Here is a 25,634-nt window from a genome sequence, read left to right as displayed (position 1 = left end):
GCAATTCGGTCAAGCTGCTTCGTGATCAAGTCCGGCAACGATCTGAAGTGCTTTGACATCAAGTCCGAATTCAGAGCGATTGCGCAGGTTTAGATGGCCATGTCGGCGAAACTCGGCGATAACCCGGCTGGCGGTTTCGGTCGTGATGCCAAGCATGGCCCCCATGTCTTCGCGACCGGGCAGAACGCAACTGTCATCGGTATCATCACACAGATACAGGCACAGCCGTGCAACCCGTTCCCGGGCGGAACCGGTCGACATCTGGGTAAGCCAGTTATCGGATTCCATCACCGCCTGATGCCAGCGGGTGAGCAACTGTTTGTGCAAACGGGGGCTTTCGCGATCAAGCTTTTCAACAACCGCAACCGGAATCCGGCATAGCGTGCTGTCCTGAAGGGCTTCGGCGTGATGGGCAAAGCTATCGCTGACAAGGGCTTCGAGGCCGATTGTACCGCCGGGGCGGACAAGCCTGACAACCCGTTGCGAACCGTCGGCGAGATAATGCGTCAGTTTGATCAGGCCGCTACGCAGGGTGAACAGTGCGTTCGCATCATCACCAGCGTTATAAAGGGCTGTGCGTTTGGCAATTGCCATGTCTTCGACCGGCAGGTGAACCAGTTTGAAATCGGCATCGGTCAGGTCGTTGAAAAGCGCAAGTTGCCGAACGCCGCATTGGCGACAACGCAACATGTCGGGCATGGCTGATTGCGGTGCGGAGTAATTCACAAAACCCCCTGACGGAACGGGACAAATGCAGGATCGGTCGCCGCAGGCTGTTAGGTGGAAGCACTCTAAATCTTGGAACAATCTACCTTATTGATTTGTAAATTCAACCTAATAGCGACCAAGACGCGAAAAACATCACAATGGCACGACCTTTTCGGGAGGGCCGTTATGCAGTGTTGTCCAGAGTGACCAGGCCTTTTTCAATCGCATAGCGGACCAGACCAGCGGAACTGTCGATATCAAGCTTGCGTTTGATGTTGCGGCGATGGGTTTCGACGGTACGCACACTGATATCAAGTTCGCGGGCAACGTGCTTGTTGCTGGCACCTTTGGCCAGAAGCCGCAATACGGTGCGTTCCCGGGTCGTCAACGGCATGCCGTCGTCAGGCATGCCTTCGTTGTTGCTGATGCGATCAAATGTCGGGCTATAGGCCTCGCCGCCATTGGCAATCGTTTCGATTGCGCGGACCATGTCGTTTGACGATACGTCCTTCAGGATGAAGCCCCGCGCGCCTGCCAGCCGGGCGGTGCGAAGATATTCCGGATTTTCATGCATGGTCAGGATGATGACCTTGATGTCGGGCATGGTTTCGCGGAATTTTTCAGCGGCTTCAAGCCCGTTCATCACCGGCATCGAGATATCCATCAGAACGATGTCGGGTCTGACATTAGAGGCAAGCGACAAGGCTTCCATGCCGTTGCCAGCTTCGCCGACGATATCGATATGGTCATAGCATTCAAGACGTGAACGAATGCCATCCATGACCAGCGCATGGTCGTCGCACAGCAAAACACGAATGGGGCGGTTGGGCGAATAGGAGATATTTGCGCTGCTCATGGTCAATTCAGTTCTCTGTCACATTGCTGAAGCATTTGGGTCGAAACATCTGATGTCACCTTAGCCGGTGATGGCGGTGACGGGTAGATCATTATCACGCGAAACCGGAATATAGGCTGTGATGGTTGTGCCATCGTCCGGTTCGGATTTGACGGCCATGCCGCCGCCATGGAATTCCATGCGTTCGCGCATATTGCGAAGTCCGATCCCGGCACGCGGATCGCGATTTCGAATATAACGGTTGGTTTCAAACCCGACACCGTTATCGATGATTTTCATCACGACACTCTGGCCTTCGCGGCGGATCGTGACCTTGATATGCGTGGCATCGGCGTGGCGTTCGATATTGGTCAGGGTTTCCTGCAAGACGCGATACAGGGTCGTCTTTTTCGCGATATCAAGAACAACATCAATATTATCCGATTTGACATCAATCTGCATGTCGGACCGGTCTGCCAGTTCCTTGCACATGCTTTCAATTGCCGGACGCAGGCCCAGATCATCAAGCACTGCCGGGCGCAGGTCGCGCGATATGCGACGGACTTCGTGGATGGCATCCTGCAATCGTTTGGCGGCTTTTTCCATCGGTTCGGTCGCGGCATTCTTTTCCGGCCCCAATCGTGCGATGGCGGTTTCGACCGAATATTTGACGGAAACAAGGATCTGGCTGATGCCGTCATGCAGTTCGCGGGACACCCGCAAACGTTCCTGTTCCTGAACGTCGACAACCCGATGGGTCAGTTCCTTTAGCTTGGAATCGGCAAGTTTGCGTTCTGAAAGCGTAACAACAGTGCCCGAAATACCAACCAGCAAAACCGCAAGAATGGTGATGCCGACAATCGATATTGTCGTGTCACGGATGTGGGACGATACCTCGGTCTCGATTTCCTTCACCTGTTCGGAAATATCGTCGATATAAATCCCGGTGCCGATCATCCAGCCCCATTTATCCAGCATCAGGGAATAGGCGATTTTTTCGGCAGGCTCGCCGGTCGATGGTTTTTCCCAGACATGGCGCAGGAAATCGCCCCCCTTTTCGGCATTGAAAATCAACGCCTGAATGACGGAATTCCCGTTCAGATCGCGCAGGTTCCAGTATGTCCGCCCCAGTCGCCACGGTTGGGGCGGATCGACAAGGGCAGTGCCATCGCGGTCATAGATAAAGAAATAGCCATCCTCGCCATAGGACAGGTCTTCGATGATGCTTTTGACCCGCTCCTTGGAAACCGCATCCAGCGGACTTGCAACCGAATAGATGTGATCGATAGAGGCAAGGGCGAGTTCAAGATAGCTTTTAAGCTCTTCCTTGCGGGCTTCGAGGATGTTGCGCTCGAACGTTCTGATTTCGGCTTCGGCCAGTCGCTCGGCCTGTGCAAACACCAGATAAGAGATTGCCGCAGCCGCCAGAACCAGTGGCAGGATCGACAGCAGCAAAAACTTTAGTCGAAGATTGATTTTCGGCATGGGCGCAACAGTCTCGGATACAGGAAAATTTTTCGGGCCGGACAATATCATAAAAGCATCAAAAGTCTGCGCCTGATCGCAGTTTTCGAACCTTTGGGTTGCATTGTTCAAAGTCGAGATTTTCCGCATGGTGAAAAGGCACTGGCCGCGACAAAGTGAAATTGGTATTACCAATTTCGAAGATCATGCTTTGACAGAGGCAGCGCATTGCGCATATATCAGACACGTCGCCTGCCCACCGGGCGCCAGGAACCCTGGATGCACTGCACGCGTTTTAACGTGACAGACATCCTTTATCGCCACAGATGGTATGGCGTTGCAGGCATCCCGCACCGCAACGCATTCCGGGATCATATCGTGGCGTTTCTCTTGGTTTTCGGCAGGGGCGCACAGGGACGCACCTGCCCTACAAATCTGGTAGGAGCCCGGTGTCCATGACGCGTTCTGCACCAAAGCGTATCCGTAAACTTCTGGTCGCGAACCGCGGTGAAATCGCGATTCGTGTTCTGCGTGCCGCCAACGAGCTTGGCATTCGCACCGTTGCCATCTTTTCCGACGAAGACCGTTTTGCCCTGCACAGGTTCAAGGCCGACGAAAGTTACACTGTCGGCAAGGGCAACAAACCCATTCGCGCCTATCTTGATATCGAGGATATCCTGCGCGTTGCCCGTGAAGCTGGCGTTGATGCCATTCATCCGGGCTATGGGTTCCTGTCCGAGAATCCCGATTTTGCTGATGCCTGTGCCGAGGCTGGCATAACATTCATTGGTCCCGATTCTGAAGTGATGCGCACGCTGGGCAACAAGGTTGCCGCGCGCAATCTGGCGGAAAGTGCGGGTGTGCCGGTGATGCCAGCATCAGGCGCATTGCCCGATGATATGGATGAAGTGGCCCGCATTGCTGATCAGGTCGGTTATCCGATCATGCTGAAAGCCAGCTGGGGCGGTGGTGGTCGCGGGATGCGCGTCATCGAGAATTCCAAGGACCTTTCCAAACAGGTTCTGGCCGCCAAGCGCGAAGCAGAAGCCGCATTTGGCAATGACGAGGTTTATTTCGAAAAGCTGATCCGTCGTGCCCGCCATGTCGAAGTCCAGCTTCTGGGCGATACGCATGGTACGCTGGTGCATCTGTTTGAACGTGACTGTTCGGTTCAGCGTCGCAACCAGAAAGTCGTTGAGCGGGCACCTGCCCCCTACCTTAACGAAGATCAGCGCAAAGAACTTTGCGAAGCAGCGCTTCGTCTGGGCAAGGCTGCAAATTACGTCAATGCGGGTACCGTCGAATTCCTGATGGATGTCGATACATCCAAGTTTTACTTTATCGAGGTCAATCCCCGCATTCAGGTCGAACATACCGTGACGGAATGCGTGACCGGATTTGACCTTGTGAAGGCGCAAATCCTTGTTGCGCAGGGGGGGCGGATTGGTTTCCCGTCGGAAACCGGTATTCCGTGGCAGGACAAGATCAAGTTGCGGGATCATGCGCTTCAGTGCCGCATCACGACCGAAAACCCCGAAAACAGCTTTGTCCCCGATTACGGGATCATCAAGGTGTATCGTGGTGCCAATGGTTTTGGCATCCGTCTGGATGGTGGCACGGCCTATTCCGGGGCGGTGATCACACCGTTCTATGACAGCATGCTGGAAAAGGTTACGGCATGGGGCAGCACCCCGCGTGAAGCGGTGGATCGGATGGACCGCGCCCTTCGTGAATTCCGTATTCGTGGTGTCGCGACCAACCTGGCGTTCCTTGAAAACCTGATCAATCACCCGAAATTCCGGGCCGGTGAATATACCACGCGGTTCATCGACGAAACGCCAGAGCTGTTCAAGTTCGTACGCCGTCGCGACCGTGCAACCCGGTTGCTGCGCTTCATCGGTGAAGTCACGGTGAACGGCAATCCGGAAGTCGAAGGCCGGGTGGTGCCGACCAATCTGCATGCGCCGGTCATGCCGAAATCGATTGATCTGGGCGAAATCCGGCCGGGCACCAAGCAGAAGCTTGACCAGTTGGGGGCCGAAGGTTTTTCACGCTGGATGAAGGATCAGAAACGGGTTCTGATCACTGATACCACAATGCGTGATGCCCATCAGTCACTGCTGGCGACCCGGATGCGGACCTTCGATATGCTCGAAATCGCGCCTTATTATGCGCATGGGCTGCCGGAACTGTTTTCGCTGGAATGCTGGGGTGGTGCGACATTTGACGTCGCGATGCGGTTCCTGAAAGAAGATCCTTGGGATCGTCTGGTCAAGCTGCGCGAACGCGTTCCCAATATCCTGACCCAGATGCTTTTGCGGGCATCGAACGCGGTCGGTTACACCAACTATCCCGACAATGCGGTCGAATATTTCGTCAAGCAGGCAGCAGAACACGGCATGGATGTTTTCCGTGTCTTCGATTCCCTGAACTGGGTCGAAAACATGAAAGTCGCCATGGATGCGGTTCTGAAAACCGACAAGCTGTGCGAGGCGACCATTTGCTACACCGGCGATATCTTTGACGAGAAACGCCCGAAATATAACCTTGATTACTATGTCAAAATGGCCCGGGAGCTTGAGGCATCCGGTGCGCATATCCTGGGGCTTAAGGATATGGCAGGGGTTCTGCGCCCGGCGGCGGCAACAACCCTGATCAAGGCGTTGAAGGATACGGTCAATATCCCGATCCATTTCCATACCCACGATACCAGCGGCATTTCGGCAGCAACCGTGATTGCCGCAATTGATGCCGGGGTGGATGCGGTTGATGCCGCGATGGATTCGATGTCGGGCCTGACATCGCAGCCAAACCTTGGTTCGATTGCCAATAACTATATCGGGCAGCCCCGTGATCCGGGGCTGAATACCGAGGCGCTTAAAGAAGTTTCGACCTATTGGGAGCAGGTCCGGCGGTATTATGCCGGATTTGAGAGCGATATCCGCAGTGGCACATCGGATGTCTATGTCCATGAAATGCCGGGCGGCCAATATACCAACCTGCGTCAGCAGGCACGTTCGCTTGGCATCGAGGAACGCTGGCCGGAAGTGTCGAAAGCCTATGCCGCGGTCAACAAGATGTTTGGTGATGTCGTCAAGGTGACGCCAAGCTCGAAAGTTGTCGGTGATATGGCGCTGACGATGGTGACGTCGGGTATTAGCGAAAAGGATGTTCTGGACCCGAAAAAGGACATCGCATTCCCCGATAGCGTCATTTCGTTCTTCCGCGGTGAAATCGGTCAGCCGGTTGGCGGTTTCCCACCAGCGCTTCAGCGTAAGGTGCTTAAGGGGGCCGAAGCACTTTCGGATCGTCCGGGCAAATCCATGCCGCCGATTGATTTCGAAGCCACCCGCAAGGAAATCGAAAAGAAAACCCATCGCAGCATCAGTGATGCCGAGGTCGCATCCTATGTGATGTATCCCAAGGTGTTCCTCGATTATGCCGAACACCGCAGCCACAATGCCGATGTTTCGATCCTGCCGACCCCGATCTTCTTCTATGGGATGAGCCAGAATGACGAGATTTCCGTCGATCTGGAAAAGGGCAAGACGCTTGTCATCCGCTATCTTGCAACATCCGAAGGCGGGGACGAGGAAGGCAATCGGACCGTGTTCTTTGAACTGAACGGTCAGCCCCGAACAGTCAAGGTTGCCGACAAGACATTGGCCGCCACCGGCAAGGTCAAACCAAAGGCCGAGGATGGCAATCAGCTTCATATCGCAGCCCCGATGCCGGGTCTTGTCGTCGAGGTCCATGTTGCCGAAGGCCAGAAGGTCAAGGCGGGCGATGTGATGTGTTCGCTTGAAGCGATGAAAATGGAAACCGCGGTTCATGCGGAAAGGGACGGGGTCGTGGCAACCATCCATGCCCCCGCCGGTACACAGGTCGACAGCAAGGATCTGCTGATCGAATTAAGGGAGTAAACTTCGCATGCTTAGGATGCCTGAGCCGGATCAATCGACCCTTGCGCGTCGCAAGGATATCATCGCCGCCATGCGGGACATCGTTCCGAACGAAGGCGGGGTTATCGTCGATGAGGATCAGCTCAGGCCCTATGAATGCGATGGGTTGATGGCCTATCGCCAGCTTCCGATGATCGTGGTCCTGCCCGAAAATACCGGGCAGGTCGCGGCCATCCTGAAATATTGTCATACCCATAAAATTCGTGTCGTTCCCCGTGGGGCGGGCACCGGCCTTTCGGGCGGGGCGCTACCGATGGCGGATGGGATCACGATCAGCATGATGAAATTCAACCGTGTTCTGGATATCGATTGGGATAACCGCGCGGTCGTTGTGCAGCCCGGTGTGACCAATCTTGGCATCACGCGTGCGGTCGAACATAAGGGGTTCTATTACGCCCCGGACCCGTCCAGCCAGATTGCCTGTTCGATTGGTGGCAATATCGCCGAAAATTCGGGCGGGGTGCATTCCCTGAAATACGGACTGACCACCAATAATGTCCTTGGTGTTGAAATGGTCACGATCGAAGGTGAAATCCTTCGTGTCGGGGGCAAGGGGCTGGATCAGTCGGGCTATGACCTTTTGGGGGTTATTACCGGGTCCGAAGGGTTGCTGGGTATCGTTACCGAAGTCACGGTACGCATCCTGCGCAAGCCGGAAACGGCGCGCGCACTTCTGCTTGGCTTTAACAGTAGCGAGGAGGGCGGCAATTGCGTCGCCCGGATCATTGCCGACGGGATCATTCCCGGCGGACTTGAAATGATGGATGCCCCGGCCATCAAGGCGACCGAGGATTTCGTGCATGCGGGTTATCCGCTTGATGTCGAGGCGTTGCTGCTTGTTGAACTTGATGGGCCAAAGGTCGAGGTCGATTATCTGATTGAACGTGTCGGCGCGATTGCCAAGGAATGCGGTGCGGTTTATTCGCGCATTTCTGAAAGCGAGGATGAACGCTTGCTATTTTGGTCGGGGCGCAAGAATGCCTTTCCGGCGATTGGGCGCATTTCGCCTGATTATATCTGTATGGATGGCACCATTCCGCGCCGCCGTCTGGCCGAAGTCCTGACCGGCATGCAGGTTTTGTCGCAACGCCACGGGTTGCGGGTTGCCAATGTGTTTCATGCGGGGGATGGCAATCTGCATCCGCTGATCATGTTTGATGCCAACCAGCCCGGCGAACTGGAACGGGCGGAAGCCTTTGGGGCGGATATCCTGAAGCTGTGTGTCGAGGTCGGCGGGGTATTGTCGGGCGAGCACGGGATTGGTGTCGAAAAACGCGATCTGATGCCTGAAATGTTCACCGAAGACGACATGAAGCATCAGGAACGCCTGAAACTGGCGTTTGACGAAGACGAATTGCTAAACCCTGGCAAGGTATTCCCGACCTTGCATGGCTGCGGGGAACTTAAAACCCTGCATGCGCGTGAAGTCGCCAACAAGTTCCCGGATATCCCGCGTTTCTAAGTCGGGCCGAAAAACGAAAATAAAAATAATCCTGCCATCGGTTCCCACCAACCGGTCGGCAAGAATCAGGAGAGGAAGAGAGAAACCGTCATGACGGAAGTCATATCCCCCGCCACACCCGTACAATTGCGCGAGGCCATCAGTTGGGCGCTTGGTTCAAAAACCCCGCTGGAAATCATCGGATCGGGTAGCAAGAAAACATACGGACATTCTGTTGCCGCCGACCATGTTCTGGACCTGTCGAAATTGAGCGGGATCATGTTTTATGAGCCCGAAGAACTGGTGATGTCGGTAAGGGCGGGCACGTCTCTTGCAGAAATCCACGCATTGCTGAGCGATAAAAACCAGCAATTCCATTTTGAGCCCGGAAATTTTCCGGGATTACTGGCCGATGGCGTTACGGATCACGCCGGAACGATTGGTGGGTTGGTTGCATCAAATTTGTCAGGTCCACGCCGCATCAAGGTTGGGGCCGCACGCGATCATCTTTTGGGGTTTGAAGCCATTAGCGGCCGGGCCGAGGATTTTAAATCCGGCGGGCGGGTGATGAAGAATGTGACGGGTTTTGATCTGTCAAAATTGATGGCGGGATCGTTTGGCACGCTTGGCGTGATGCATACCATCACCATGAAAGTCATGCCGCGCGACGAGAAAACCCGAACCGTTCTGATCGCCTGTGACGATATAGAAAGTGCCGGGCGTGCGATGACCCGTGCCATGGGCAGCGAAAATGAAGTTTCTGCCGCCGCATGGATTGCACGGGAACAGGTTGGAATGCTTGGCGTGGATATCGCAACCGGCATCGGGGCCGGGATTGTCGCGCTGCGCGTTGAGGGACCGGCTCCCTCGGTTGCCTGGCGGAGCGAGGCATTGTGCAAGCTTCTGGCCGATATCGGCACGAGCGAGGAACTTCATAGCACCAACAGTCATGCGTTCTGGCGGTCGGTCGCTGATGTGGCGCCGTTTGCCGGTGGTACGGGAATTTTATGGCGTGTTTCCGCAGCACCGGCATCGGGTGGGGCGATTGCCGCGAAGCTGGCGGCGGAAACCGGTGGGAAGGTCATGATGGATTGGGCCGGGGCGCAAATCTGGCTGCAACTGGCGGGGGGCGATGCGATTGCGGACAAAGTGCGCGACATTGCCGTGTCCTACGATGCGCGGGCGGTTTTGGTCCGTGCGCCAGAAGATATTCGAGATCAGGTGTCGGTGTTCCATACCGAGGGTGCGGCTTTGGCCCGTATCAACGCCAGAATCCGCGAAAATTTTGACCCTGAAGGCATCCTTAATCCAGGGCGCATTGGCCAAATGATTACCAAGCGGGGGGATGCGTAATGCAAACGAACTTTACCCCCGCCCAGCTTACCCATCCGGCAATCGCCGAAAGTGAACAGATCCTGCGGAAATGCGTGCATTGCGGGTTCTGTACCGCGACATGCCCGACTTTTGTCACGCTGGGCGATGAACTCGATAGCCCGCGCGGGCGCATTTACCTGATCAAGGACATGCTGGAAAACGATAAACCGGCGACCGATAAGGTGGTGAAGCATCTGGACCGGTGCCTGTCATGCCTGTCCTGCACGACGACATGTCCGTCGGGTGTTGATTACATGCATCTGATCGATAATGCGCGCGCCCATATCGAAGAAACCTATGACAGGCCATTTGCTGATAAATGGTTACGTCGGATTCTATCGATTGTTGTTCCCAACCCGACACTGTTCAGACTTTCGCTGATCGGCGCGAAGCTGGCATCACCATTCGCAAATCTTTTGCCAGGGCGGCTGAAGGGGATGGTAAAAATGGGGGTACGGCATATGCCGCCGCCAAGCTGGGTCGATAAGCCGCAGGTGATCCCGGCCATTGGTCAACGTAAAGGCCGGGTCGCCATCCTGACCGGTTGCGCGCAGCAGGTGCTTGAGACCGAGATCAACGAAGCAACCGTGCGTTTGCTGACACGCCTTGGCATCGAGATTATTGTGGCCAAAGGGGCTGGTTGTTGCGGGTCGCTTGTTCATCATATGGGCAAGGAAGCGCAATCCCATCAGCAGGCCAAAGCCAACATTGATGCCTGGACCGGTGAACTTTCGGGCGAGGGGCTTGATGCGATTGTCATCACGGCATCGGGATGTGGCACAACGGTCAAGGATTACGGGCATATGTTACGGAACGACCGGGATTACGCGGCAAAAGCCGCCAGAATTTCGGAACTTGCCTGTGACGTGACCGAATATCTGGCAGGAATTGATGTCCCGGTGGATCGTTTTGCCGGTGCGACCCATAGCGGGGTACGGGTGGCCTATCATTCGGCATGTTCGATGCAGCATGGCCAGAAGATCATTCGTGAACCGCGCGACCTTCTGAAAAAGGCCGGGTACGAGGTGCTTGAAATTGCCGAGGGACATTTATGCTGCGGGTCGGCGGGGGTTTATAACCTGCTGCAGCCGGAAATCGCGGGTAAATTGCGTGAACGCAAACTTGGCAATATCAGAAACACGGCACCGGACCTTGTCGCGACCGGCAATATCGGCTGCATGGTGCAGCTTGAAACCGATGCGTTAAAGGTTGTGCATACGGTTCAATTGCTTGACTGGGCAATGGGCGGACCGGTCCCGGAAAAGCTTTTGCCTTATTATACGGAAAGGACCGCCTAGCTGGCGGTTGGAGTTTTAATGCAAAAGCCCGCACGACGTAATGTCGGCGGGCTTTTGTGCAAGTTGATGGGCGGATGCGTTGTAAAGCCGCTTATTTCGCAAGCAGGCTGGTGGCGATGCCTTCGGCGGCGGAACCTTCGCTGCTATCTTCGGCGAAGGCAGCGGTTTTCTCGCGAATCCAGTTTTGCACTTCGGCTTCGCTAACATCGACCTTTGTTGCCATCACGGCAATGACGGCTTCCATGGCAAGAACATGGGATGCAATGTTATTAACCGCGACATGCAGGTCATCAATATGGCGTGATGCGGCTTCGGACATGTCGCCCAACTCGCCGGAAAGTTTCTGGATCAGTTCCTGAATCTCGTCGAGCGAAGTGCTCATTATCGTCTCCCTTTTGCGCGGTTCTGCGCTACTTTGTCCCCAACGGATTGATATCTTATGAACAAGCTTCGTGTTTTCGGCCCGCTTTGTAAAGTCGGGGAAGCAGAAAGCAGCTTGGGCGTGTTTGCTAGACAGTCTCAAGAATTTCCAGTGCCGCGTTTAGGCAATGTTACAGTTTTTGTAACCAAGTCCGTCAAAATCGAACAATGCAGCCCTGGAATTGCCGGTTCCGGCTTTGATTATTCACAGGCGCTATTTTGAAAAAATCATTGAGAAATAAAGGTTTTCAGAAGGTCGTTTGCATCTCTGATACGTTGTCACATAACGTTAACAAAACTGACGCAATACCGTAAGCACCCGGCGTTAGAGTCCGCCTCGCAGATCGTTGCACCGTTCCGGTTTGGAACAATCAATGGGGAATTTACCATGAAGAAGACTCTTGCTGTTGCGGCGCTGATGAGCGTTGCCTTTGTTGGCGCGGCCCAGGCACGCGACCAGATTCGTATCGTTGGTTCGTCCACCGTATTCCCGTTCGCAACTGCGGTTGCTGAAGAATTCGGTAAAACCACCTCGTTCAAGACCCCGGTTATTGAATCGACCGGTTCCGGCGGTGGTCTGAAGCTGTTCTGCGCCGGTGTTGGCGAACAGCACCCGGACATCACCAATGCTTCGCGTCGCATCAAGAAGTCCGAAGTTGAAACCTGTGCCAAAAACGGCATCAACGAAATCACCGAAGTCAAAGTTGGCTACGACGGTATCGTTCTATCGAACTCCAAAGATGCTCCGCGTCTTGACCTGACCAAAGAACAGATCTTCCTGGCGTTGGCCAAAACCGTTCCTTCGAAAGACGGCAAGTCGCTGATCGATAACCCGTACAGCACCTGGGCCGAAATCGACCCGAGCCTGCCGGACGTTAAAATCGAAGTTCTCGGCCCGCCCCCGACCTCTGGTACCCGTGATGCCTTCACCGAGCTGGTACTTGAAGAAGCCTGTGACTCCTTCGAAGCCATCAAAGCAATCAAGGACAACAAAGATCAGCACGGTGCAGTTTGCAAAGGCGTTCGTGAAGACGGTGCCTATGTTGAAGCCGGTGAAAACGACAACCTGATCGTTCAGAAACTCGAAGCAAACCATGATGCGCTTGGCATCTTCGGCTTCTCGTTCCTTGATCAGAACGGCGACAAACTTCAGGGTTCCCTGATTGCCGGTGTCGAGCCGACCTTCGAAGCCATCTCGGCTGGTGATTACCCGGTTTCGCGTTCGCTGTACTTCTATGTCAAGAACGCCCATGTTGGTACCATTCCGGGTATCAAAGAATATCTGACCGAATTCACCTCCGACAAAGCATTTGGTGACGAAGGTTACCTTGCTGACCGTGGTCTCATCCCGATGGATGCGAGCGAGCGTGAAGCAGTTCGCAATGCTGCGCTGAACCTTGCTCCGCTGAGCATGTAACGCGATCTTTCAACCGGTGGCGGCCCCTGCTGCCACCGGTTTCTTTGTTTCTTGGCTTGATTGATTTATTATTTTTGTCCTATTGGCTCCTCGTGATTTAAACAGGCCCTCCAGGCAAACGGATTTATCGAAATGTCCCTGACTTTTCTGTTGCTCGCGGTTGCTGCACTTTGCGCGCTGTCATTCTATTTCGGGCGGCAGCGGGCCGTTGCCCTGTCGGGCGGCCGATACAGCAATCTTCATTCCCTGCCAGCCCATTACGGGACCTATACGGCGATGTGGTGCGGTATTCCCGCGCTTTTGCTGCTTTTGGTCTGGCACGTGTTTCAGGGGTCGATCATCGAAGCGATGATCGTTTCTGATCTTCCTGCTGAAATTACCGGTGACTCGGGCCGTCTTTCACTGGCGCTGAACAGTATCTCGCTGATTGCCGCGGGCAATGGCGAACATCTGTCGGTTGATCCGGAAGTGGTGGAAGCCGGCCAGCGACTTGCGAACCTGCAGACCATTGCAAATGCAGCACTGGTTGTCGTGATGCTGAGTACGGCGGTTGTCGGGCTGGCGCTTTCGTATCGCAAGATCGCAAAAGAAATGCGGGCACGCAACAATGTCGAACGTATCGCGCGTTATGCGATGATCGCCTGTTCCGGGATCGCGATTCTGTCGACAGTGGGGATCGTTTTCTCGCTGTTGTTCGAAGCACTGCATTTCTTTTCCAAGATCAACCCGCTCGAATTCCTGTTCGGGCTGGAATGGAGCCCGCAGACGGCGATCCGTGCTGATCAGGTGGCATCCGAAGGGGCCTTTGGTGCGATCCCGCTATTCGTAGGGACGCTGCTGATCACTGTGATCGCGATGTTTGTCGCAGTGCCGATCGGTTTGTTCTCTGCCATCTATATGGGCGAGTATGCATCATCGAAATTCCGTGCTTTTGCCAAGCCTGCGCTTGAAATCCTGGCCGGTGTTCCGACGGTTGTGTATGGCTTCTTTGCTGCCCTGACAGTCGCGCCGTTCCTGCGTGACAATGGTGCTATTCTTGGACTTGATGTCAGTTCCGAAAGCGCGCTTGCGGCCGGCCTCGTTATGGGGGTCATGATCATTCCGTTTGTGTCGTCGCTGTCTGACGATGTCATGTCGCAGGTGCCCAAATCCCTGCGCGACGGATCTTATGGTCTGGGTGCCACAAGGTCGGAAACCATCCGCCACGTGATCCTTCCCGCTGCCCTGCCGGGTGTTGTCGGGGCGGTTCTGCTGGCAGTGTCGCGTGCAATTGGTGAAACCATGATCGTGGTTATGGCCGCCGGACTTGCGGCCAATATGACGGTCAACCCGTTGCAGGCGGTTACCACCGTTACCGTGCAGATCGTGACGCTTCTGGTCGGTGACCAGGAGTTCGACAGTGCCAAAACCCTGTCGGCCTTTGCACTCGGTCTTGTTCTTTTCCTCGTCACCTTGGGCCTGAACGTGTTTGCCCTTAAGGTTGTTCAGAAGTATCGCGAGAAATATGACTGATATGGCATCGCTTATGGAAGATAGAGCCGCCGCAAAAGTGATCTCTGGCAATCTGCACACGCCGGTTGACTGGGATAGCCCGAAAATTGCCCGCAACATCAAAAGGCGGTATGCGGCGGAACGCCGGTTCAAGATTTATGGCCTGAGCGCGATTGCCATCGCTCTTATGGCGCTTGTCGTGCTTGGCTATTCGATTGTTTCGAAGGGGTATAGCGCCTTCTTCCAGACCTATGTTCAGCTCGAAATTCATTTCGATCCGGCTGAAATCGATCCGGACGGAACAGGTGACCCCGCAGTTATCGGTCGCGCCAATTTTGATGGTCTGGTCAAGGAAGCATTGCGCAACCGGTTCCCGGATGTAACCGATCGCCGCGAACGCCGTGACCTTTATGACATCGTTTCGGGCGGGGCATCTTACGACCTGCGCCAACGTGTGCTTGATAATCCGAGCCTGATTGGACAGACCCGCAAGGTCTGGCTGATTTCGGGTGACGATTTTGATATGCTCAACAAGGGTTATATCAGCGCAGATACAGATGAAGGCGACCGTCGCCTGAATGACCAGGAACTCGGCTGGTATGACGCCCTGACCGCCGAAGGCGCTGTTGAAAAGCAGTTTCACACGCGGTTCTTCACCAATGGTGACTCACGCGAACCGGAACTTGCCGGCATCTGGGGGGCCGCGGTCGGGTCGTTCTATACTCTGATTGTGACGCTTCTCCTGTCATTCCCGATCGGTGTTCTGGCCGCGATTTATCTCGAGGAATTCGCCCCGAAAAACCGTTTCACGACAATTGTCGAAGTCAATATCAACAACCTTGCGGCTGTACCTTCCATCGTGTTCGGTCTTCTCGGGCTTGAGGTCTACCTCAATGTCATGCATCTGCCGCGTTCGGCACCGGTTGTCGGTGGTTTGACGCTGGCACTGATGACCCTGCCGACGATCATCATCGCATCGCGCGCAGCGATCAAGGCGGTACCGCCGTCAATCCGGCAGGCTGCCCTTGGACTTGGGGCATCACCGGTACAGACGGTGACGCATCATGTGCTGCCGCTGGCAATGCCGGGCATTCTGACCGGAACCATCATCGGTATGGCGCAGGCGCTTGGTGAAACCGCACCGCTTTTGATGATCGGCATGGTGGCATTCATCGTTGATGTTCCGGGGGGCGCGCTTGATCCGGCGACGGTTCTTCCGGTGCAGATTTATCTGTGGGCTGACAGTCCGGAACGAGCCTTTGTCGAGAAAACCTCGGCGGCGATCATGGTGTTGCTGGGCTTCCTGATCCTGATGAACGGATTGGCCGTGTATCTGCGCAAGAAATTTGAACGGAAGTGGTAAAATGGCTGTTGTAACTCAAAGCGCAATGACGGCAGAGCCGTCAGTCACTAGCCCGAAAATGACGGCCCGTGACCTTAATCTTTTCTATAGCGACAACCAGGCGCTTTTCGATGTCAATCTTGACATTGTCGAACGTCAGGTTACCGCGCTGATCGGTCCGTCGGGCTGCGGCAAATCGACCTTCCTGCGCTGCATGAACCGCATGAATGACACGATTGACGGTGTCACGATCAACGGCAAGGTGACGCTTGATGACCGTGACATCTATGACAAGGCCATCGACGTTGTTCAGTTGCGTGCCCGTATCGGCATGGTGTTCCAGAAACCGAACCCCTTCCCGAAATCGATCTATGACAATGTGGCCTATGGTCCGCGTATTCATGGTCTGGTGAACTCGCGGGACGAGCTTGACGAGATCGTCATGACCTCGCTTGAACGGGCAGGCCTTCTGAAAGAAGTCAAAGACCGCCTGCCGGAACCAGCGACCGGTCTTTCGGGTGGGCAGCAGCAGCGCCTTTGCATCGCACGTGCGGTTGCCGTCAGCCCGGAAGTCATCCTGATGGATGAGCCGTGCTCGGCGCTTGACCCGATTGCGACCGCAAAGGTCGAGGAACTGATCGACGAACTTCGTTCGAACTACACCATTGTGATCGTAACGCACTCCATGCAGCAGGCGGCCCGCGTGTCGCAGCGCACGGCGTTCTTCCACCTCGGCAAGCTGGTCGAAGTGGGCGAAACCGATCAAATTTTCACCAATCCCAAGGACGAACGCACCAAGGGATACATCACGGGTCGCTTCGGTTAATTCCGGGCAGGAGTATTTTAGATGGCCGACGAAAAACACCATATCGTCAGTTCGTTTGACGAAGAACTGACCCGTTTGAACAATATCATCTCGCAGATGGGCGGGCTTGCCGAAAGCCAGCTGATTTCTGCGATCCGCGCAATCGTGAAGCGGGATTCGGAACTGGCCGAAAAGGTCATTATTTCCGATCATCGTATCGATACGCTGGAACAGGAAGTACAGGATTTTGCCGTACGTCTTCTGGCCCTGCGTCAGCCGATGGCAGATGACCTGCGTCAGGTGGTGACAGCACTTAAACTTTCCAACGATCTGGAACGTATTGGCGATCTGGCGAAAAACATTGCCAAGCGCGCGCAGGTTCTCAACCAGGTGCCGCCGATCCGTCCGGTTCAGGTGATCCCGAACATGGCGAAGCTGTGCCAGGAAATCATCAAGGACGTTCTGGACGCCTATATCGAAGGCGATGCGGAAAAGGCCCAGCGTGTCTGGGCGCGTGATCAGGAAGTTGACGATATGTATAACTCCCTGTTCCGTGAATTGCTGACCTATATGATGGAAGATCCGCGTAACATCACGGCATCGACCCATCTGCTGTTTATTGCCAAGAACATCGAACGTATTGGCGATCACGCGACCAATATCGCCGAAACGATCTATTACCGGATCAAGGGTGAAGACCTGCCGATGGATACTCGGCCAAAAAATGACGCGGCGAATTTCGCTGTCGTAGAACCGAATGAGTGACACTGGAGCATAGGAAGATGGACCCAACGGTTCTTATCGTCGAGGACGAAGCTGCAATCGTAACCATGTTGCGCTACAACCTCGAACGCGAGGGGATGCAGGTTGTCGAAGCCGGAGACGGTGACGAAGCGTTGAAGATTCTGGCTGAAACCCATGTCGACCTGGTCCTTCTGGACTGGATGTTGCCGGTAATGTCGGGGATCGAGGTTTGCCGCCAGATCCGCCGGAAACCGGAAAGCCGCGATTTGCCGGTGATCATGGTTACCGCGCGTGGCGAAGAAGGTGACCGCATCCGTGGCCTTGATACCGGTGCCGACGATTATGTGACCAAGCCATTCGCGATTGGCGAATTGCTGGCGCGTATTCGCGCGTTGCTTCGCCGATCCGGCCCGGCGCAACCACAAGGGCAGTTGATCTATTCCGATATCGAAATGGATCTGGCCGCCCATCGTGTCAGCCGTAACGGCAAGGCCATACATCTTGGCCCGACCGAATTCCGTCTGCTGCGTTACTTCCTCGAACATCCGGGGCGGGTTTTCTCGCGCGAGCAGCTTCTGAACGCGGTTTGGGGTCCGAACATCTATGTCGAAACCCGAACGGTTGACGTACATATTCGCCGCCTGCGCAAGGCATTGAATGACGTCAAGGGAACGCGCGATGTGATCCGTACGGTTCGTGCCGCTGGTTACGCACTGGATGTCGAAGCCGCCTGATCGCGGTTATTCCGGAAGGTGAAACGAAAAACCCCCATCCTTATGATGGGGGTTTTTGTTTTCAGGTGGTTTTCCTGGATTTTACCGGTTTGGCCGATTTTGATGCCGGATCTTCGGTTTTCTGGCGCGCGGTGCGTGGCGCCAGTTCGTTCATCAGAAGCATATCGGCACGACGGAACTTGGCAATTTCGGTATCGATATCTTCCTGCGGGATGTCGCAGGCTGCCAAAACATGGTCGGACAGGCGCAAACCGGTTTCGAGTACTTCGGGGATGGCGGCATCCGCACCGCTGCGTGACAGGGGCCCGATATGGGTGATGTCCTGTGCGCGGGCAAAGATTTTCAGGTGTGGATAGTGCTGGCGCAACAGGGCAACCGTCTTTTCGGTTGCGTGTGGGTTCCCCATGGCAACGGCGGCAATATGGGCCTGTTCTGTATGGGCCGCTCGGAATGTTTCCGGACGTGATCCATCTGCAAAATAAACCGGCAGACCTTCGGCACGGCCGCGTGAAACCTGCTGGGCATCGGATTCAAGAACGATGAACGGGATATCCTTGGTACGCAGCAGACGGGCCAGAACCCGGCCGACACGCCCGCAACCAATCACCAGAACATGCTTCTGAATGCCATCGGTTTCATCTGAAATTTCGCTAAGCTGATCGTTTTCCTTGGGATGAAGTTTCTGTTCGATCCGGTGGCCCAATGAAATCAGGGAGGGGGTCAGACCCATCGAAATCGCGACAACCGGGATCAGCATTACGGCGATATCAATCGGAACCGCGCCATTCTGCGATGCCAGTGCCAGCATGACAAAGGCAAACTCGCCGCCAGCGGCAAGGCTCATGGCAACCCGGATCGATGATGCCCGGTTAAAGCCGATCAACAGGGATAACCCGAAAAGGACCGCCGCCTTAACGACCAGCAACCCGATCAGCCATAAAATGATGGTACCGGCTTGACCAATGACGACATTGGCATTCACCGACATGCCGACTGACATGAAGAACAGCGACAGGAAAACCCCGCGAAATGGCGAAATGTCGGCTTCGATCTGATGGCGGAATTCGGTTTCGGCAAGCATTACCCCGGCGATGAAGGCACCAAGCGCCATCGAAAGACCGGCGGCCTCGGTCAGGGTACTGGCAGCCAGAACGACAAACAGGGTGCCGATGGCAAAAAGTTCGGGATTTTTAAGGGACGCAATATAACGAAACAGTCGTGGCAGCAGATAACGACCGGCCAGCAGCAGGACGGCAACAGCGCCGACCCCACTTAACGCGCTGATCCATGGGCTGGTTTCGGTTCCGGCCTTGCCAGCGGCCTGCACCATGATCAAGAAGGGACCAACCGCGACGTCCTGCAACAGCAGGATGGCAAGGGCTGCACGGCCGAAACGGGTATGCAACTGGCGTTCATCGGAAAGCTGTTTAAGGATAATGGCTGTTGATGACAGGGCCAGTGCTCCGGCAATCACGATAGAGGCGGGCATATCGTAATTGATCAGCAGCAATACACCGAACATCACCGCCATCGTGACGCCGATTTGCAGAAATCCAAGGGTGGCAAACCGGCCGCCAATCACGCGCAATCGTTCGCGCGACAGTTCAAGACCGATCATGAATAGCAGAAAGACAATGCCAAGCTCGGCCACCGTTGAAATGTCTTCGCGGTCATTGATCAGACCAAAACCAAAAGGTCCGATGCAAAAACCACCGATCAGAAAGCCGATGATCGAGTTTGCACGTAATTTCTGGGCCAGCGGCACAGCAATCACCGCGGCCGTCAGGACAAGGAACAGTTCGAAAAGAACGCTGTGAGACATGTTGGGATATGCGTCCGGCGCAGATGGGCGTGTAAAGGAAACTCGTTCAAATCAGGATAGCGGAAATACCCCTATGATTTCTATGGAAATTTCGCGTATGCGAAGACATCTGTGGTAGACGACACGTATTAAGAGTAAGCGACCGTGGCGATTACGTTCGGCGTGCTTGCCTGTGTGGGAACAGCATCACACAGCCATCCAAAAGGGTTCCGAGGCGGGACGACACGGCTTGCTATTCTGTGTTCGGAATGCCATGTTCCGCTGGCCCGATAAAGGGCACAGAAATAATCAAAATTTTCCCCAGACGAGCAGGCTGACATTTGGAACAGTTCATCCCCTATTTGCAGATTATTGGTGGTCTTTTGCTTTTGACGGCTGGTGGCGAGTTCATTGTTCGCGGCGCTGTTGGTCTTGCACTGCTAATGGGTGTTTCCAAGGTTATCGTCGGCCTGACCGTGGTGGCCGCCGGAACGTCGGCCCCGGAATTCGTAGTGTCGCTGAATGCGGCACTTGCCGGTTCGGGGGATATCGCGATGGGGAACGTTGTTGGGTCGAACATTGCTAACATTCTTCTGATCCTTGGTGCGACGGCTGTTCTGAAGCCAATCGCAGCGTCCCGGACCATGATTGTTCGCGATGGTGGGACCATGTTGCTGGGCACTGTTCTGTTCATCGGTCTTTGCATGTTCGGTGTTGTGGAGCGTTGGGCAGGAGCGGTAATGCTGCTGGTTTTGGCGGCGATCTGGTATTTCACCTACCAGCATGACAAAAGAAGCCCGGGCGAAGCCAGCCACCTGCACGAGGAAGAAGTCGACGAAGTTGGCGAGGTGCCAAGCGGTTGGCTGAAACCGATTGTTGCGACCGTTATCGGCATTGTCGCCCTGACCTATGGTGCCGATCTGCTGGTGAATGGTGGTGTTTCTGTTGCACGTCAGTTCGGCGTTTCCGAAGCCGTGATTGGTTTGACACTTGTCGCGTTCGGAACGTCACTTCCGGAATTGGCCGCGTCCATTGTTGCGGCGTTTCGTGGGCATTCCGATGTCGCACTGGGCAATGTGGTTGGTTCAAACCTTCTGAACCTGCTGGTGATTATCGGTGGTGTGTCGCTGATTGCGCCGATTGCGGTGCCTGATCAGATACTGCAATCCGATCTGTGGATCATGTTGGCGGTGACCGTTCTTTTGCTGGTTGTCGGCTATTTCCTGCGCGGCGTGTCGCGGATTACGGGGATTGTCTTTGTTCTTGCCTATCTTGGATATGTCGCAAGTCTGGTTACCGCATGATCCGTCTTACGTGCCTGAAACCGTTCACACGGTGATGGACCGGCAGGCAGGTTTGATTGTAAGTTCCGGAATTACTGAACTAAATGATGGCGGCCTGCGTTCGAATGCGGCCGCCTTCCCCGGAAAAGGGGACGCATCTTGACGGACGGGATGGAAACCGGATGACAGGGATAATGCCGAAAACGGTCCTTGTGACAGGGGCTGCGAAGCGTATCGGACGGGCTTTATCGCTTGATCTGGCTGCGCAGGGATATGATGTTGCCCTTCATTGCCATTCCTCGCGCAGGGATGCGGAAAGCCTGGCGGATGAAATCCGTGCCCTTGGCCGTCGTGCCTGCGTTATTTCGGCCGATCTTGGCCGGGAAGAAGACACCGGGCGTGTCGTGCGCGAGGCAACGGCTGCACTGGGCCCGATTGGCGTTCTGATCAACAACGCATCCACCTTTGAATATGATGATATTGGCACTGCCACGCGTGAAGGCTGGGACTATCATATGGAAGCCAATCTGCGTGCGCCGTTCGTGCTGTCGCAGGATTTCGCTAAACGGTTACCGGACGGGTACAAGGGTGCCATCATCAACCTGATTGATCAGCGCGTCTGGAATCTGACACCGCATTTCATGACCTATACCTTGTCCAAGGCAGGTCTTTGGACCCTGACCCAGACGCTGGCACTGGCATTGGCACCGCAAATCAGGGTCAACGCCATTGGCCCCGGTCCGGCATTGCCTAGTGTTCGGCAAACACAGGAAGTTTTCGATCAGCAATGCGATCAGACTCCCCTGAAAATTGGGACAAACCCGCAAGAGATTTGCGACGCGGTACGATTTTTCCTTGCCGCGCCAGCCATCACCGGGCAAATGTTAGCGCTTGACGGCGGGCAGCACCTGAATTGGGCGCCCAGTGGCGAACAGAATATGCCAGAGGAATGATGCATCGGGCTTGGGTTCCGGACATCTGGCCGCAGAAGCGCAGCACAAGGAAGACCAGACCATGACCGCAGGCCTTAAGCAGGATGATAACATTACGACACTGCCCTATGCAGATCATGCAGGCAGTTTGCGTCGTGTATTCGTTCGCGACATGGTGGTCGAGACATCCATTGGCGTATATGACCACGAAAAACATGCCCCGCAGCGGGTGCGCATCAATCTGGATCTTGCCGTGCTCGAAGGCGAAGGTGTACAGAATGACGATATTGCCACTGTTTTAAGCTACGAGGATCTGGTGACAGGCACGCGGGAAATCTGCCGTGACGGTCATGTGAACCTTGTGGAAACCCTTGGGGAAAAACTGGCCGATATGTGCCTGGCGGATCGCCGGGTGCGCAAGGTAAACGTCCGGGTTGAAAAGCTTGATGTCTTTGACGACGTTGCGGCGGTCGGGGTCGAAATAGAGCGCTTTAATATCGCGCGCTGATCGCATCGGTAAATCTGCGTAAAATTTACTTTTGTTAACGGTTTTGGACGGGGACTCTGTGATTCCTCTGGGCCGAATCGCTGCCGCCCTTATGCACAAGCACCTGGGGACGTGGAATCAAAGGAAAATATTCTTTTTTGACTCCTCTATTACCGAATGTTTTCAGGTTGACAGTATTTTTTGTGAATTAAATCAATAACTTAACTTGTTTGCTCAATAAATGTGCACTTCATAGAACGTTAAGACTCTCAAGGGGTGTAGCAAAGAGCCCCCCTATTACCCACAAACTTATCCACAGCCTTGGTGGACATCTTTTTCCGGTCGCGATTCTGTGAAGTGATGTTGCGGCGTTAATCTTTTTGAGTATTGTCGGAAGCCACTTTGAGAAGTGACGGCCATCACAACTTTTGATTTTTAATAAATCTGCCGGAGACGCCTGATGAAGCCTGAAACCCCATCCGAAAACCCCGCTCGGGAAATCGGATTGTCGCTTGAGAGCGATGATTATGACGGGGGAGCTGCGCGTGGTGTCGAGGCCATCAAACATGCGCTGAAAACCATGCCGGGATCGGCGGGTGTCTACCGCATGATCGATGACAAGGACCGGGTTCTTTATGTCGGCAAGGCCAAGAACCTTAAAAAGCGTGTGGTGGCATATACCCGTCTGATGCAGTTGCCGATACGGATTGCCCGTATGGTCGCGCAGACGGTGCGTATGGAAATCATCACCACCCATACCGAAGCCGAAGCGCTTCTGCTTGAATCCAACCTGATCAAGAAGCTTAAACCGCGTTACAACATCCTGCTGCGCGATGACAAAAGCTTTCCCTATATCCTGATCACCGAGGATCACGATTATCCGCGCATCGTCAAACATCGCGGGGCACGGGCCAAGGATGGCAGTTGCTTTGGGCCGTTTGCGTCCGCCTGGGCCGTGAACAACACGATCAATCATCTGCAGCGGGCTTTTTTGCTGCGGTCCTGCACGGATGCGGTGTTTGCCAACCGCTCGCGCCCGTGTCTGCTGTATCAAATCAAACGCTGTTCCGCGCCGTGTGTGGACCGGGTTGCCAAGGCCGAATATGACGGGCTTGTCGATATCTGCCGCGACTTCCTGACCGGGCGCAGCCAGAAAATCCTCAAACAGCTTGAAACCGACATGCTGGCGGCATCCGAACGCATGGATTTTGAACAGGCCGCGATGTATCGCGACCGTATCCGTGCCCTAAGCCAGATACGATCGCATCAGGATATCAATCTTGAAGGCGTTGAAGAGGCCGATGTGATTGCCCTGCATCACGAAGGTGGGCAAAGCTGCGTTCAGGTGTTCTTCTTCCGGTCCGGGTCGAACTATGGCAACCGGTCCTATTTCCCGCGTCATGAACAGGGGGCTGAGATCCCCGAAATCCTGTCGGCCTTTGTCGGGCAGTTCTATGCCGATAAACCGGCCCCGAAACAGGTTCTGCTGTCGCACGAGATCGAAGGCCAGGAACTGGTCGAAACCGCGTTGTCGATCAACAATAACCGCAAAATCACCCTGCAGGTGCCCAAGCGCGGCGGTCGGCGCAAGCTTGTCGAACATGCGATGAACAATGCAAAGGATGCGCTGGGGCGTCGTATGGCCGAAAGCGCGTCACAGCGCAAATTGCTGGAAGATCTGGCCGATAAACTGGAACTGGACGGTACGCCGGAACGGATCGAGGTTTACGATAACAGCCATATTCAGGGCACCAACATGGTCGGCGGCATGATCGTTGCCGGGCCCGAGGGTTTTATGAAAAGTGCCTATCGCAAATTCAACATCAAGGGCGACATCGCACCGGGTGACGACTTTGCCATGATGCGAGAAGTTCTGACCCGACGTTTTGCCCGTGCGCAAAAGGAAGATCCGGACCGGGAAAACGGCACATGGCCTGACCTTTGCCTGATTGACGGTGGTTTGGGGCAGCTTGGCGTTGCCCGCGAAGTGCTTGAGGATTTGGGAATCGAAGATGTGATGCTGGTTGGGGTCGCCAAGGGTGTTGATCGGAATGCGGGCAAGGAAGTCCTGCATATCCCCGGAAAGCCGCCCGTGCGCCTCGATATGCAGGACCCGGTTCTGTATTTCATCCAGCGTCTGCGCGATGAAGCCCACCGCTGGGCGATTGGCACACATCGCGCCAAACGGTCCAAGCAGATCGGCAAAAGTGTTCTGGATAATGTGCCCGGCGTTGGCGGGGCACGCAAAAAGGCATTGCTGCATCATTTCGGGTCGGCACGCGGGGTGGCGGATGCCGGTTTGACCGATCTTGAGGCGGTGGACGGTATTAGTGCCGCCCTTGCTCGCAAGATTTACGATCATTTCCACGGCGAAAACTGATCCCGGTTACCGGCTGTTTCATAACAGGTTTGTTGCAATTGAACACGGCACTTGTGGTAACTGCCCGGAGACATTAATAATTGCCTCGCATCGGGGAGACAGAAAACGCTTCGCCGGACCGTTCGATACAATACCCGCAAACAGGCCCGTTTATGAAAAACCAGGTTCCCAATCTGCTAACCTTGTCGCGCATCATTGTGATTCCGGCTCTGGTTGCGTCCTTTTATATCAGCGGACCGGTTGGTAACTGGATCGGATTTGCGCTGTTTGCCTTTGCCGGGGTGACGGACTTTTTTGATGGTTACCTTGCGCGCAGCATGAATGTTGTCTCGCCGCTTGGCCGGTTCCTTGACCCCATTGCTGACAAGCTTCTGGTCGCTGCTGCCCTGATGATGATGGTGGCGTTTGAACGTATTTCCGGTCTGGCCATTTTGCCCGCCGTGATCATCATGTGCCGCGAAATCATGGTGTCGGGTTTGCGCGAACATCTGGCCGAACTGAAAGTTCCGCTGCCGGTGACGGTGCTTGCGAAATGGAAGACCACGGCACAAATCCTTGCCATCGGGTTTCTTCTGGTCGGTGATGCGTCGCCCGACATGATCCCGTCGATCCTGATCGGTGATATCCTGTTGTGGATTGCCGGCCTGGTGACGGTTCAGACAGGGTATATCTATCTTCGCACCGGGCTCAAGCATCTCGACTGACACCTATCGGAA

At 54.9% G+C, this 25,634-nt stretch carries 20 protein-coding genes and 1 pseudogene; 16 read left to right on the top strand and 5 right to left on the bottom strand.

Annotated elements, in window-relative coordinates:
- Nucleotides 1-9: 9 nt before the first annotated feature.
- The 3 genes from J7395_RS03015 to J7395_RS03005 form a co-directional block, all read right to left on the bottom strand.
- On the bottom strand, nucleotides 10-726 hold the full coding sequence (locus tag J7395_RS03015) for a Crp/Fnr family transcriptional regulator (protein ID WP_231858221.1): 717 nt from the start codon (nucleotides 724-726) through the stop codon (nucleotides 10-12).
- Nucleotides 727-892: 166 nt separating this feature from the next.
- Complete coding sequence (locus tag J7395_RS03010; RefSeq protein WP_062951314.1) at nucleotides 893-1,564, bottom strand: response regulator transcription factor; 672 nt, start codon at nucleotides 1,562-1,564, stop codon at nucleotides 893-895.
- A 60-nt stretch (nucleotides 1,565-1,624) separates the two neighbouring features.
- A complete protein-coding gene (locus J7395_RS03005) occupies nucleotides 1,625-3,028 on the bottom strand; it encodes a cache domain-containing protein (protein ID WP_247741934.1) in 1,404 nt (467 codons plus the stop codon).
- A gap of 434 nt (nucleotides 3,029-3,462) precedes the next feature.
- Here J7395_RS03005 and J7395_RS03000 point away from each other — a divergent pair, with 434 nt between their 5' ends.
- The 4 genes from J7395_RS03000 (at nucleotide 3,463) to glcF (ending at nucleotide 11,082) form a co-directional block, all read left to right on the top strand.
- Nucleotides 3,463-6,930, top strand: coding sequence for a pyruvate carboxylase (locus J7395_RS03000; protein ID WP_209220476.1), 3,468 nt, complete (start codon nucleotides 3,463-3,465; stop codon nucleotides 6,928-6,930).
- 16 nt (nucleotides 6,931-6,946) lie between these two features.
- Nucleotides 6,947-8,431, top strand: coding sequence for an FAD-linked oxidase C-terminal domain-containing protein (locus tag J7395_RS02995; RefSeq protein WP_209221006.1), 1,485 nt, complete (start codon nucleotides 6,947-6,949; stop codon nucleotides 8,429-8,431).
- Nucleotides 8,432-8,521: 90 nt separating this feature from the next.
- Nucleotides 8,522-9,763 carry a glycolate oxidase subunit GlcE gene (gene glcE, locus J7395_RS02990; protein ID WP_209220475.1) on the top strand — a complete coding sequence of 414 codons (1,242 nt, stop codon included), beginning with the start codon at nucleotides 8,522-8,524 and terminating at the stop codon, nucleotides 9,761-9,763.
- A complete protein-coding gene (gene glcF / locus J7395_RS02985) occupies nucleotides 9,763-11,082 on the top strand; it encodes a glycolate oxidase subunit GlcF (protein WP_209220474.1) in 1,320 nt (439 codons plus the stop codon). Before glcE ends, glcF begins: the two co-directional genes overlap by 1 nt.
- A gap of 91 nt (nucleotides 11,083-11,173) precedes the next feature.
- Here the strand turns inward: glcF and J7395_RS02980 are convergent, their stop codons facing one another.
- On the bottom strand, nucleotides 11,174-11,464 hold the full coding sequence (locus J7395_RS02980; protein ID WP_062961298.1) for a hypothetical protein: 291 nt from the start codon (nucleotides 11,462-11,464) through the stop codon (nucleotides 11,174-11,176).
- A gap of 57 nt (nucleotides 11,465-11,521) precedes the next feature.
- Here J7395_RS02980 and J7395_RS02975 point away from each other — a divergent pair, with 57 nt between their 5' ends.
- From J7395_RS02975 to phoB, 7 genes are all read left to right on the top strand, one after another.
- On the top strand, nucleotides 11,522-11,725 hold the full coding sequence (locus J7395_RS02975) for a hypothetical protein (protein WP_209220473.1): 204 nt from the start codon (nucleotides 11,522-11,524) through the stop codon (nucleotides 11,723-11,725).
- A gap of 165 nt (nucleotides 11,726-11,890) precedes the next feature.
- Nucleotides 11,891-12,919, top strand: a complete 1,029-nt coding sequence (locus J7395_RS02970; RefSeq protein ID WP_097051536.1) for a PstS family phosphate ABC transporter substrate-binding protein — start codon at nucleotides 11,891-11,893, stop codon at nucleotides 12,917-12,919.
- Between the two features lie 132 nt (nucleotides 12,920-13,051).
- Complete coding sequence (gene pstC / locus J7395_RS02965) at nucleotides 13,052-14,431, top strand: phosphate ABC transporter permease subunit PstC (RefSeq protein ID WP_062951336.1); 1,380 nt, start codon at nucleotides 13,052-13,054, stop codon at nucleotides 14,429-14,431.
- Entirely contained in the window at nucleotides 14,424-15,773 is a 1,350-nt protein-coding gene (gene pstA / locus J7395_RS02960) for a phosphate ABC transporter permease PstA (protein WP_062951337.1), read from the top strand. Before pstC ends, pstA begins: the two co-directional genes overlap by 8 nt.
- Nucleotide 15,774: 1 nt before the next feature.
- Entirely contained in the window at nucleotides 15,775-16,578 is an 804-nt protein-coding gene (gene pstB / locus J7395_RS02955) for a phosphate ABC transporter ATP-binding protein PstB (protein ID WP_062951342.1), read from the top strand.
- 21 nt (nucleotides 16,579-16,599) lie between these two features.
- Nucleotides 16,600-17,322, top strand: coding sequence for a phosphate signaling complex protein PhoU (gene phoU, locus J7395_RS02950; protein WP_062951343.1), 723 nt, complete (start codon nucleotides 16,600-16,602; stop codon nucleotides 17,320-17,322).
- Between the two features lie 17 nt (nucleotides 17,323-17,339).
- Complete coding sequence (gene phoB, locus J7395_RS02945) at nucleotides 17,340-18,035, top strand: phosphate regulon transcriptional regulator PhoB (protein ID WP_007091986.1); 696 nt, start codon at nucleotides 17,340-17,342, stop codon at nucleotides 18,033-18,035.
- A 61-nt stretch (nucleotides 18,036-18,096) separates the two neighbouring features.
- Here phoB and J7395_RS02940 read toward each other — a convergent pair whose 3' ends face one another.
- Nucleotides 18,097-19,857: a cation:proton antiporter gene (locus J7395_RS02940; RefSeq protein ID WP_209220472.1), complete on the bottom strand. Its 1,761-nt coding sequence runs from the start codon at nucleotides 19,855-19,857 to the stop codon at nucleotides 18,097-18,099.
- Nucleotides 19,858-20,177: 320 nt separating this feature from the next.
- Here J7395_RS02940 and J7395_RS02935 point away from each other — a divergent pair, with 320 nt between their 5' ends.
- The 5 genes and pseudogenes from J7395_RS02935 (at nucleotide 20,178) to pgsA (ending at nucleotide 25,622) form a co-directional block, all read left to right on the top strand.
- Entirely contained in the window at nucleotides 20,178-21,140 is a 963-nt protein-coding gene (locus J7395_RS02935; protein WP_209220471.1) for a calcium/sodium antiporter, read from the top strand.
- Nucleotides 21,141-21,313: 173 nt separating this feature from the next.
- Nucleotides 21,314-22,072 carry an SDR family oxidoreductase gene (locus tag J7395_RS02930; RefSeq protein WP_209220470.1) on the top strand — a complete coding sequence of 253 codons (759 nt, stop codon included), beginning with the start codon at nucleotides 21,314-21,316 and terminating at the stop codon, nucleotides 22,070-22,072.
- A 61-nt stretch (nucleotides 22,073-22,133) separates the two neighbouring features.
- On the top strand, nucleotides 22,134-22,559 hold the full coding sequence (gene folB, locus J7395_RS02925; RefSeq protein ID WP_051682075.1) for a dihydroneopterin aldolase: 426 nt from the start codon (nucleotides 22,134-22,136) through the stop codon (nucleotides 22,557-22,559).
- A gap of 523 nt (nucleotides 22,560-23,082) precedes the next feature.
- Nucleotides 23,083-24,918: pseudogene (gene uvrC, locus J7395_RS02920) on the top strand (excinuclease ABC subunit UvrC); the annotation flags it as partial.
- Between the two features lie 152 nt (nucleotides 24,919-25,070).
- A complete protein-coding gene (pgsA, locus tag J7395_RS02915; RefSeq protein WP_209220469.1) occupies nucleotides 25,071-25,622 on the top strand; it encodes a CDP-diacylglycerol--glycerol-3-phosphate 3-phosphatidyltransferase in 552 nt (183 codons plus the stop codon).
- Nucleotides 25,623-25,634 lie beyond the last annotated feature (12 nt).

The sequence above is a fragment of the Thalassospira sp. A3_1 genome, assembly GCF_017744215.1.
Lineage (GTDB): Bacteria > Pseudomonadota > Alphaproteobacteria > Rhodospirillales > Thalassospiraceae > Thalassospira > Thalassospira lucentensis_A.
This window is presented reverse-complemented; position numbering and strand designations above follow the sequence as displayed.